Here is an 11,081-nt window from a genome sequence, read left to right as displayed (position 1 = left end):
CTGATCATGACCTCAGGCCATCCGGGAAATTACACAACCTCGACGGACGTGACCCGGGTCAGCGGCAGGACTTAGCGGTCGTATCCCCGCGTTGTCGTAGTTGTAGCAGCCCCGGATCGAGATCAGATCTGCGCCGAGGTCCAGATAATCGAGGCGCGATGCGGCGATGAGTGATCGTTTCGAAAGGCAGGTCGGCGGCTGTGGGAAGGGCGCAGACGTTTCGGGCCGTTTTCAGGCCGCTGCGTGGGAAACGCGGCAAAGCAAACTTGCTGGTGCAATCGTTTTTTGAAAGTCGATGAGATAGTTTCCTTGGGCTGAGTGCGCTCAGACCTCGCATCGCCCAGCCGCAAAGAGATGCGCTGCCCGTCGGCGGGCAGCGCGAAGGTCGTGCGTATAGCTTGTCAGGCTGGACGTTCTTCCGCGTTTGGACGCCAGGTGATCAGGCGGCGTTCGGCGAAATCCAGAATCTGGTCGATGATCAGAACGAAGATCGCCAGAATGATGATGCCCGCAAAGACGCCTACCGCATCGAAGTTCCCTTCGGCCTGCGCGATCAGATAACCGAGGCCCGCGGACGACCCAAGGTACTCGCCTATGATCGCACCGACGACCGCGAAGCCGACCGAGGTACGCAACGACGACAGGATCCAGCTCGCCGCCGCCGGGAAATACACGTGGCGCAGCAGTTCTCCCTTTTTCGCCCCAAGCACGCGGGCATTGGCAAGAACCACCGGGTTGACCTCGCGCACCCCCTGCATGGCGTTGAAGAAGGTCACGAAGAACACCAGCGTGACGGCCAATGCGACTTTTGACCACAGGCCAAGCCCCAGCCACAGCACAAAGATAGGCGCAAGGACCACACGCGGGACCGCATTCAGTCCCTTGATGAAGGGATCGAGAATGCGGGCGGAGGTTCGGCTGAGGCCCAGCCAGACACCCGCCGTCACACCAAGCGCGGTGCCGATGATGTAGCCCAGCACAGTCTCTGTCAGCGTGATGCCCACGTGCCTGTAAAAGCCCACGTCGGAAATCCAGCGGACGATCTGGCTGCCGATCTCGAACGGCGGGGGAAAGAAAAAGCGGTCGATGATACCGGCGCTGAGGCCCATCTGCCAGCCGCCGACAAGGACCACCAGAATGACCAACTGGATCAGACGGACACTATTTGCGTGCATAGCTTTTCTCCACCTCGCCGCGAAGCGACGCCCAGATGTTCTTGTAGAGTTCGAGAAAACGCGGATCGAGCTTGATTTCCGCCACGTCGCGCGGGCGTTCCAGATCGACAGGGAAACTGTCGATCACCCGGCTGCGCGGTCCGGCTGCGAGGACGACGACGCGGTCACCCAGAGCGATCGCCTCCTCGAGGTCATGGGTGATCATGACCACGGCGCGGCGCTCCTCCTGCCACAGCCGCAAAAGCTCGTTCTGCATGAGGTGGCGGGTATGGATGTCCAATGCGGAGAACGGCTCGTCCATCAGAATAACCTTCGGTCCGGTGATCAGCGCCTGCGCCATTTGCACGCGCTTGCGCTGACCGCCGCTGAGCTGGTGCGGATAACGATCCTCGAACCCTTTCAGACCGACCTTCGCAAGCCAGTTCATCGCCCGCTCGCGGCGCTCCGCCTTGGCGATGCCGCGGAACATCAGGCCCAGTTCGACATTTTCGATGGAGGTCTTCCACGGCAGCAGGGCATCCTGCTGGAACAGATAGCCAATATCTGCGCCGACATTGGTGACGGGCGCGGCATCAATCGTCACGCTGCCCTTCGCGGGTTTCAAGAGCCCCGCGATGGCATTCAGGATCGTGCTTTTTCCGCAGCCGGTCGGACCGACAATGGCAAGGAACTCGCCATCTGCCACCGTGAGGTTGACATCGTCCACGGCGATGAATTCGCCGAACGCCATCCGGACATCTTTCAGCGCCACCATCGACCTGGCCGCCTGCGCGGCATTGTCTGGATATTGCACTTGCTTGAGAGCGGCCAACGCCATTTCCTCCTCCTTAGTTCGATTTGGTTGCGGGGACCGCTTGGACGAATTGATTGGTGTAGGTCTTCGTCAGGTCGATATCGGCGCGGGCGACGGAATCGTTGAAGGTGCGCAGGATCCGCAAGGGCGTCTCGACATCCGCTTCGTTGAACAGTCCGTCCGTGGAAAAGATCGCCTTCGCATTCTCAACAGCTTGGATATAGGTCGCGCGGTCGCCCGAAATGTATTCGTTGGGCAGTTTCCCCACGATCTCCTCGGCGCTGTGTTCGCTCATCCATTGCAGCGCGCGGACCGTAGCGTTCGCCACCTTCTGGATCGTCTCCGGGTTTTTGTTGATGTAATCCTGCGTCGCGTAGAGGACGGAGGTCGGGTATATGCCGCCATAGACCTCTGTCGCGCCTTTATCGCTGCGCGCGTCGATCAGGATCTTGCCGACGCCTTTCGCCTCGATGAAGGTCGCGGCAGGGTCGTAGTTCACCAGCAGGTCGATCTTGCCCTGCTCCACCGCAGCCACCGCAGCCGAACCCGAACCGACGCCGATGATGGCGATGTCATTTCCGGTCATGCCGTGCTGTTGCAGGTAGTAGCGAATGAAGAAGTCCGAAGACGACCCCGGTGCTGTGATGCCGACCTTCAGGCCCTTGATGGTTTCGGGGTTCGCCGGATCAAAGGTCGTGTTGTTGCCCCCCGCCAGCACAAGGCCAGAATTCCGTGCGAGTTCGACAAAGCCGACGACGTGCTTGTTCTGGATGGTGTGGTCGTAGAAGCCGACGGCGATATCGGTGGACCCCGCTACCAGTGCCTGCAACGTCTTGGACCCGCCCGAGGCGAAGTTGTCCACCGTCACGTCAAGACCTTCGTCCTCGTAATAGCCCAGGCCCTGAGCCACCGGGAACGGCAGGTTGTTCAGATTATACGATCCGACGCTCATCCGCACTTCCTGCGCCAGCGCGGGGAATGCCAAAGCGGTGGAAGCGGCAAGCGCCATCATCAAGGTTTTCATGGGTATCTCCTCCAATGGGGCGCCCTCCCGGCGCCTTTGTTCATGCTGCGATCTTGTCAGCCTTTTCGGGTTTTGCATAAACGACGCCGTCGAACAGACGCCGCGCGGTCCGCAGGACGCCAGCGATCCTCTGGCCGTCGCGTTCGTCCAGTTTGATGTCGAGTCCCCCGCTCGGATGTTCGATCCGCAGGACCGTCGGGATCGGGCGATCCCCGATCAGCGCCGCCGCAACCGTACCAGCAGATGTCGCAGCGGTTGCAATGCCAACTGCGCCTGTCGTCGCGAGCGAGGGATGGCATTCATGGGGCATGAAATAACGCACGTTCAGGTCACCCCCCTGCCGCGCGGGCGAGATCAGCACAGGCTTCGGGGTGACCTGTTGCGTCACGTCGCCCATGCCCATCAGGTGGCCCGCCTCAAGGCGGATGGTTTCGATGCGCCGCAGTAGCGCGGCATCGGCGTTCAACGCGTCCGCCGTCTCATAGCCAGTCACGCCCAGAGCGGCCGCATTCATCAGCACCATGGGCATCGCGCAGTCGATGCAGGTCACATCCACGTGGCCGATGTGGTTTAGCGGCATGCCGGTTGGGAAAAGCTGGCCCGTCCGCGCACCGGCGGCATCGAGGAAGGTCAGCGCGATCGGGGCCGCATGACCCGGAACGCCGTCGATCGATGCATCGCCCATATAGCACACCTTTCCGTTCGGGGTCGAAAGCTCTGCCTCGATGATCTTGCCGGTGTTGACGTTATGGACGCGCACCAGCGTCTTGCCGTCGGTGCCGGTGACAAGCCCCGCCTCAATGGCAAAGGGCGCGACCGCGGCCAGCATGTTGCCGCAATTTGGCGAGGTGTCGACGATCTGCTGGTCGATCCGCACCTGTGCGAACAGATAATCGACATCCGCTCCGGCGACAGAGGCGGGGCTGATGATCGCGACCTTGCTGGTGACGGGATTGCCGCCGCCGATGCCGTCGATCTGCAAGGGATGGCCCGAACCCATCACGGAAAGCAAAATCCGGTCGCGTTCGGCAACATTGGACGGCAGGTCGGAGCCGAGGAAAAACGGGCCTTTTGAGGTTCCTCCGCGCATCAGCACACAAGGGATGGGTTGAAGATCGTTCATGTTGCGCGCCCTCCCGAACTGTTGCATCTAGAAGATCAACCAACGCGTCCATTGCTTATGTCGGGATAACAGCGATATGTTAAATGCCAATATCGGGTGTTTTATTGCGCTATGAACATCAATTGCGAAATGCTGGACCTGCGCGCCTTTCTTTCCGTCGTCGATCTGAATGGCTTTCACCGGGCTGCAGAGGCGCTGAACCTGTCGCAATCCGCGCTCAGCCGCCGCATCCAGAAGCTTGAGGCCGCCGTTGGCGCCCCCCTGCTGGAGCGCACGACGCGGCAGGTCTCCCTGACAGCGATCGGCAGAGAGCTGATCCCGCTCGTGCGCCGGATGCTTGAGGAGTTCGACTCGTCGCTGTTTGCCGTGCGCGAGCTTGGACGGCAGAGCGGCGCGCTGGTGACCATCGCCTGCATCCCGACGGCGGCGTTCTACTTCCTGCCGACGGTCATCAAGGAATTCACCAAGGTCTATCCGAATATCCGCTTCCGCATTCTCGATCTGACGGCAGTTGACGGGCTACAGGCGGTGGCGCGCGGCGAGGTCGAATTCGGCATCAACATCATGGGCAGTTCCGACCCGGATCTGGACTTCGCGCACCTCGCGGATGACCCGTTCGTGCTGGCGGCGCGGCGCGACCACCCTCTTGCAGCCAAGGAGGCGGTGAGCTGGGGTGATCTCGGATCCTATCCTCTCATCACGGTGCACCGGTCGAGCGGCAACCGGACGCTGCTCGACACGGCGCTTGCCCGACACGATGTGCAACTACGCTGGACCTACGAGGTCACGCATCTTTCGACGTCACTGGGCCTTGTGGAGCAGGGCCTCGGCATCTCGGTCCTGCCGAAGCTGGCGACACCATCGGGAAACCATCCGTTCCTCGTGACGCGGCCGCTGACCGGCCCCGAGATTTCCCGGCCGATCGGTGTCGTACGCAGGCGCAACGCCAAGCTTTCGCCCGCGGCGGGGCGGTTTCTGGAGATGCTGCTGGGAACATGGACCGATGATCGTTGAGGATGCGCTGGCCAGTCATTGAGCAGGCGCGCCTGCTCCCTTGTCGCGGGCCCGGTTGTCCATCTGGAATTGAACACGCCTTCTTCCAAGAGGTAGAGGGAAGATCGCTGTCCCCCGTGATGGCGATGCGAATACACGGAGAGATAAGCGACTTTCAGATCGACCGCTCACGTCAGCTTAAACAATGCCTCAGTCCGGGTCGCAACCATTCTTGACCATGGAAACAAGGAACACGGCGAACATGGCGAGGGGCTTGTGATACAAGGAGATGGAAGTCCAACCGCAGCTTTCCAGTCTCCGCACCTGGATTGACGATGACCCTGTCTGACCTCTGCATGTTGGCACGAGCGTTTTGAGGCTCCCGGGCGAAGTTATGGGTGAGGCGGGATAAGCCGGCCGTTCAGGGGACAGTCGGCCGCGGCGCAAGACAAGGCCGGCGCGGTGGGTTCGCAACTGCTCTTAGCCCTTAGCAGGCTGCTGAAAAAGGCATTTTGGTCTGTACGGGAACGGAAATCGTTCGCCATCTGACGAAATCCCGCCGGAAATTCTTATACTTCCGGGCATTTCCGGGCCGATTTTCCGATTTCCAGGGCATAGGCATGACACTTCGAGACTTTTTCAGCCGCCTGTTAGAGAGGGAACGTTTGACGGTCGCGTCCCTGACATAGCTGTTCCTCCTCTCGACCTGACATTGGTGGACGGATGGTTGGGCTTGGTGAGCCGGTGATCGATCCCGTTTGCCTCTCGGCTCATGTCGAAGCGCATCTGACGCGACCGGGTGGCGTTGGGTTGCGTGGCAACCTGACCGCCATTGTCGGTCAGGATCGGAGGGATACCGCAAAGCACAGCGGGTGGCACATGCGCCGGAAACTCCCGGACGGTCCGCCTGTCGGTCGTGTCCACGGGTTGGCGAACGGCGAACCAGCTGGTACGGTCACTGGCCCCGAAGAACGACAGCTTTCCCGTTGGTCTGCCTTGTGGGTGGAAGAAGCGGACGGAGGCGCCTGAACCGCTACCGCCCCGGCTTGTCGCGGTCCACTTCCGGATGGCGCGCCCATGGTGTATCAGCCGCCGATGCAAGGCCGATCCCATGTCAGTGCGGGAGAGAAGACTGCAGGGCAGAAAGACCCCTCCATCAAGGGCAGAAGCGTATGCCGGCGGAGCGCTGCACCCATTGCCTCCTCAGCCTCCGTCGGGGCTGTCGAGAGAGGGCCTTTGGAGCAGTCGGGCGATCCTTGTCGTCTGCTTCCGCCATTTGGCGACCGTCTTGGGGTCCATTCCCATGCCCGCCCCACTGCGCGAGCGAAGCTGCAACCGTTCGCTCCACCGCTTACCCTTGCTGTCCCGACAGCGTGAGCCCGGGCGCTCCCTGCGACCAACCTGTCCCATGGGGTCTCCTTCCGGGCCGCAGAAGGGATCAAGTCGTGGGAGCAAACAGGTGGGCCGGCTCTTCCCGAATGGGATGCGAAGGCACGCTGACCTCGGCGGAGGCGATGGTGATGCTATGTGAAGGGGCTGTCGCGGGGCCTCCGCTCCGGCGAGGTACCGCCCGGGCCGGCCATGTTCCGCCCGCCGGCCGAGGCAACCGTGCGCGGCGTTTGACGGACGGCCGAAGGTGAGCCTAGCATCCACCATCGTCCCTTGGCCGATGTGAGATCATGGATCCCCATCCCACCGCCACGCCGACCCGCGTCACGCGCCGCCGTGTTCTGCAAGGTACCACCGCGGCCGCCGCGCTGTGGATCCTGCCGCCCTTTGTCTGGTCTTCAGCGGCGCAGCCCGCGCCCGATGCGCTGAACACCGATCCGCTGGATCCGGCCGCCGCCGATGCCTCGCCCGCGCAGGCCTTTGCCAGCCACCGCGCGCGGGCCAGCGGCATCGCCCGGTCCTTCGCCATGGACCACCCGATCGCCGGCTTCACCGGCGAGGCCGACGAAGACAAGACCATCGCCCTGATGGCCCATTGCCAGGCCGTGCGCGACGATCCGGGTTTCGCCGCCCCCGGCGAGCCGCCGAGCGCGGAACTGCTGCCGCAGGTGCTGCGTCGGCTAGACCGGGGCGACGGCGAGATGGGCTCCCGGCGGGATTACGACATGGCGGTCAAGGGGCTGATGACGCTGGCCTACCGCTATGCGCCGGAACTGGCCGGGCCGGGCGATGCGGGCACGCTGGCGGAGCGCGCCCGGCAGGCGCAGGATTTCATCCTCGACAGCCTGATGCCCGAGGGCTTCGGCGGCGCCCATCCCGACAATATCGAGATCTACAAGCTCGTCTCCGACCCGGCGAGCGTCGGGCTGCATGTCGCCATTCCCGGTGAGCCGGGCTTTGCGCTCTCGCTCCTCGATCCCGCGCCGGAGACCGAGAACCACCTGCTGATGATCGAAAGCTCCCGCTACCTCGTCAACCAGCTCCGCCATCAGCGCACGGGCGATCAGCGCTTCGACAACAGCCGCAACGGGCTCGCCCTCTGGCTCACGCGCTATATGCAGGTGATCGCCCGGCACGATTTCCTGGAGTTCAACGCCCGGCCCTACCAGCGTCTGGCGCTGCACCCGCTGTTCAACCTGCAGGATTTCGCCGGCGATGACGAGGTGAGGGCGGGCGCGCAGATCCTGCTCGACTACACGATGATGAAATTCGCCGTGTCCAGCACGCGGCTGCGGCGGGTGACGCCGTTCCGGCGGCTCCAGCACCGGATCGACCATCAGGCCAACCCGCGAAACGACCTGTTCGACCTCTGGGGCGATCAGGTGGCGGGCATGTTCGGCGCGATCGCCGGGATGACGGAGCCGGCCCCCCGGCCGGCCCCCGGGCAGCCGTTCCGGCCCGCCGCCTTTCCCGCCAGCCTGCGCACCACGGCGCTGATCGCCGGGCTCTCCGATTACCGCCCGCCGCCCGCGGCCTATATCGTCGCGCTCGACCCCGCGGTGCCGAAGGCCTTCCACGTCTTCCATCACGGCCAGCGGCCGGAGTTGCGCGCCGCCGGTGAACTGGCCGAACCGGGGCGGGAGGTCTATTACCGCTCCCCCTCCTTCCTGATGAGCGGGGGCGGATCGTTCCTGAACAGCGGCTATGGCCGGGACGAGATCGACTTCTTCAAACAGGCCTGGGAACAGACCTCGCGCGCGCAGGCCACCACGTTGATCCCATCCCGGGCGGAGGTGATGTTTCACGATCTGATCCGGTTCGAGCCCTATCCCGACCCCCGCGTCGATCCCTATGCCGACGACCCCGACGACCCCGACACGATCCGCGCCACCTCGGTGAACCTCGGGGTCGCGCGGGGCTTCATGGCGGGTGCCAACCTGCGGCCCGCCGACAAGAAGACCGTTCTGGAGCAGACCTCCGCCGACGGGCCCTCGCTCGCGCTCCACAACGGTACGCTGTTTGCCGGCTGGAAGGGCGCGGGCAACGACAACCTCAACGTCGCGCGGGTGCAGGCCACGCGCAAGCTCGGCATCGACGGGGTGGAGGGGCTGAGCTGGGTGCGCCCGCTGGCCGACAGTTCCCGCTTCACACCGGCGCTGGCCTCCTTCGGCGGGGTGCTGGTCATCGCCTGGACGGGCACCGGCGAGGGGCGGCTGAACATCGCCTTTTCCGAAGATCACGGCCAGAGTTTCAAGGGCAAGGTCACTTTCCGCGACACCAGCGAACACGGGCCCGCGCTCGCCGCCTCCAATGGGCATCTCTACATCGCCTGGACAGGGACGGGGCGGGGCCAGCTCAACGTCGCGCAGGTACCGGTGTTCGCCGCGCCGGTGGATGGCTTCGGCACGCTGCTGAACAAGGTCCAGCTGGAGGAAACCAGCCAGGCCGCCCCCGCGATCGCCAATCATCAGGACCGGCTCTATCTGGCCTGGACCGGCACCGGGGAAGGCGCGCTGAACCTGCTCGTCTCGCGCGACGGGCGGGCCTTCCTCTCCGAAACCAATCTGAAGGACACGAGCGACAAGGCCCCCTGCCTTGCCTCGCACGAGGGGCGGCTCTTCCTCGGCTGGAAGGGGACGGGGGAGGGCAAGCTCAACGTCGCGCCGGTCACGCTCCTTGGCACTACCGCCGGGGGCTTCGGCATCGAGGGGATCGGGGTCAAGACCACACTGGGCGAACGCAGTGACGACGCCCCGGCGCTCGGCAGCGTGGACGGGATGCTGTGTCTCGGCTGGACGGGGCTGGACGAGGAATACCTGAACCTGCGGGTTTCGGTCGATGGCACCTTCCCGCCGCCCGCCCGCTGGACCTTCGTAGACAAGACGGACCTCGGCTTCTGGCTCGCGATCTACCGCGCACCGGTGGCCGAGCCAGACCAGCTGGAGGAACCATTGGACGACCTTGGTTTCGTCTATGCGGTGGAGGCGGCTGAAATGGCAGCGCAGGGGATCGACTTCGCCGCCTTCCGGGAGCGGACGCTCGCGCAGAACGGCCACTTGCCCGACCGGCTGGCCTATGGCGGCATCTATCGTTTTGCCGCACCGGACGGGCGCGCCTTCACCGTCTGGTTCGAGATGACCGGTGCGAAGGACAATCCCCGCGTGCAGGAAGAGGGCCGTGTCATCGAATCCTTTGCCGCGCTGCCGCTGGTTTCCGGCGAGTTCATGAACGCGCCCGGCGGGCATGACGGGTTGATCGAACTGCGCCATCCCGGCTGTGACGCCCCGGTGGTACTGGATTTCCGCAATGCCGATCTGCCGACCCGCACCGAGAACCGCGCCGCCTGTCCGCAGCCCTGGATCGATCGCGCCCTGGCCGCGATGACGCTGGCCCGCGCGCTGGAGCAGCAGGGGCGAGCCGTCGTCGCGGCGGCGACCCGGGCCGAGGGGCTGCGGCTTTACAGCGCACTCCTTGCCGAGGCACCGGCAGCGGGCCCCTTGCTCGCCCCCGGCATGATCGAGGCGCTGGCCGCCATGGGCGTGGATTTCAGCGTGCCGGAGACCGATCTGCGCGACTGGCTCGGCGATGCCACTTACACACCATATCCGGCGGTTGCGCAGGCACTGCTGCTGACAGGCCGGCGCTTCACGCGGCCGGTCTATCTCGACGTGATTGTCTGGCAATATGAACATGCGCCGGACACGCCCTCCCCCCGCAAGGTCGAGGATATACGCGCCGAACTGCTCGGGGCCGCAGCCCTCGCAGCCTCGAACGAGCGATATAACCGACAGGACACCACTTTCGACGCGATCACCGCCCCGATCTAGCGCAGAAAAACTCCGCCGGTCGAACAGAGAGGCGCTCCCGCAGCGCAGCCTGCTTTGGAGACGACATCATCGTTGAGGCAGCCGTTTCGGGAGAACTCTGACCAAGGCCACGAATGGGGTCTTGAGCGGAGGAGCCGCCAGTGACCGATCGCCGGATACGCGGAGCTTTCGTCTCGCGCAGCGGGGCGGAGGAGTGCAATGGTAGAGGTCCGCACGTGGGTCAGCCGGGGTCTGCCAGGTCACGGCCGAACGCGGGCGTTCGGGTGTTGTAGTCGGGGCCTAGGTTGTGATCCCCGACCCGGGCGTGAGCCATGTTGCGGAACATGGCCTCGTTGAGCAGGTCCCCAGTCGGGGCAGCGTGTGCCTTCGGAAAGCGACGACTGCTGCCTCCTCTTCCCCGGTCAGGACCGTCGACCGCCGTTCCTCCGGCCGGTCTTCATATCCTTGACCATCGCGCGCGTGCCACTTCGCGACCGTCTTCGGATTGTTCTCCAACTCCCGGCTTAACTGCGCGAGCCAAGCTTGTGATCGGCTCGTATTGCCGCTCGGACAACGTGCGTGGATGTGGCGTTTCCTGCCGCTCTTCCTTGCGATTGAGCGCCTTCGTGAGTGATGCAATCTTCTTCGCATAGGTCGCCGAGGCGCTTGGCAGGATGTCCGGCGTGTCCTGAGGCGCTTCGTGTTGGTTTCCACGCAGAACTAAGCTGGTTCGGCGCGTAATTTCCATTGAGAATTGAGCCATGTGAACCTTCCCCCA

General features: G+C 64.0%; 7 protein-coding genes and 1 pseudogene. 2 read left to right on the top strand and 6 right to left on the bottom strand.

Annotated features, from left to right (window positions below; all coding sequences use genetic code 11):
- Nucleotides 1-401 precede the first annotated feature (401 nt).
- The 4 genes from RT513_RS20175 to RT513_RS20160 are packed head-to-tail and all read right to left on the bottom strand — an operon-like array spanning nt 402 to nt 4,115.
- Nucleotides 402-1,175 carry an ABC transporter permease gene (locus RT513_RS20175; protein WP_313534454.1) on the bottom strand — a complete coding sequence of 258 codons (774 nt, stop codon included), beginning with the start codon at nt 1,173-1,175 and terminating at the stop codon, nt 402-404.
- Nucleotides 1,162-1,992 (bottom strand): ABC transporter ATP-binding protein, encoded by an 831-nt coding sequence (locus RT513_RS20170; RefSeq protein WP_088215504.1) that lies wholly within the window; start codon nt 1,990-1,992, stop codon nt 1,162-1,164. Before RT513_RS20170 ends, RT513_RS20175 begins: the two co-directional genes overlap by 14 nt.
- A 10-nt stretch (nt 1,993-2,002) precedes the next feature.
- On the bottom strand, nt 2,003-2,992 hold the full coding sequence (locus tag RT513_RS20165) for an ABC transporter substrate-binding protein (RefSeq protein ID WP_313534451.1): 990 nt from the start codon (nt 2,990-2,992) through the stop codon (nt 2,003-2,005).
- A 40-nt stretch (nt 2,993-3,032) separates the two neighbouring features.
- Nucleotides 3,033-4,115, bottom strand: a complete 1,083-nt coding sequence (locus RT513_RS20160) for a 4-oxalomesaconate tautomerase (RefSeq protein WP_313534450.1) — start codon at nt 4,113-4,115, stop codon at nt 3,033-3,035.
- A gap of 129 nt (nt 4,116-4,244) precedes the next feature.
- On the opposite strand from RT513_RS20160, the gene RT513_RS20155 reads away from it, so the two are divergent.
- Together RT513_RS20155 and RT513_RS20150 are read left to right on the top strand one after the other, a co-directional pair.
- Nucleotides 4,245-5,129, top strand: a complete 885-nt coding sequence (locus RT513_RS20155; protein WP_313534449.1) for a LysR family transcriptional regulator — start codon at nt 4,245-4,247, stop codon at nt 5,127-5,129.
- A gap of 1,658 nt (nt 5,130-6,787) precedes the next feature.
- Entirely contained in the window at nt 6,788-10,324 is a 3,537-nt protein-coding gene (locus tag RT513_RS20150) for a hypothetical protein (protein ID WP_313534446.1), read from the top strand.
- Between the two features lie 146 nt (nt 10,325-10,470).
- Here RT513_RS20150 and RT513_RS20145 read toward each other — a convergent pair.
- Nucleotides 10,471-10,667, bottom strand: a pseudogene (locus RT513_RS20145) (IS3 family transposase); the annotation flags it as partial.
- A gap of 93 nt (nt 10,668-10,760) precedes the next feature.
- The coding region (locus tag RT513_RS20135; protein ID WP_313534444.1) for a hypothetical protein at nt 10,761-11,081 on the bottom strand (321 nt) is incomplete at its 5' end.

The organism is Haematobacter sp., from assembly GCF_032102465.1.
Taxonomy (GTDB): Bacteria; Pseudomonadota; Alphaproteobacteria; order Rhodobacterales; family Rhodobacteraceae; genus Haematobacter.
This window is presented reverse-complemented; position numbering and strand designations above follow the sequence as displayed.

Excerpts from the sequence above, each read along its gene's own strand:
- RT513_RS20155 (WP_313534449.1), top strand. The coding sequence starts at position 4,245 with ATGCTGGACCTGCGCGCCTTTCTTTCCGTCGTCGATCTGAATGGCTTT.
- RT513_RS20170 (WP_088215504.1), bottom strand. The coding sequence starts at position 1,992 with ATGGCGTTGGCCGCTCTCAAGCAAGTGCAATATCCAGACAATGCCGCG.
- RT513_RS20175 (WP_313534454.1), bottom strand. The coding sequence starts at position 1,175 with ATGCACGCAAATAGTGTCCGTCTGATCCAGTTGGTCATTCTGGTGGTC.
- RT513_RS20165 (WP_313534451.1), bottom strand. The coding sequence starts at position 2,992 with ATGAAAACCTTGATGATGGCGCTTGCCGCTTCCACCGCTTTGGCATTC.
- RT513_RS20160 (WP_313534450.1), bottom strand. The coding sequence starts at position 4,115 with ATGAACGATCTTCAACCCATCCCTTGTGTGCTGATGCGCGGAGGAACC.
- RT513_RS20150 (WP_313534446.1), top strand. The coding sequence starts at position 6,788 with ATGGATCCCCATCCCACCGCCACGCCGACCCGCGTCACGCGCCGCCGT.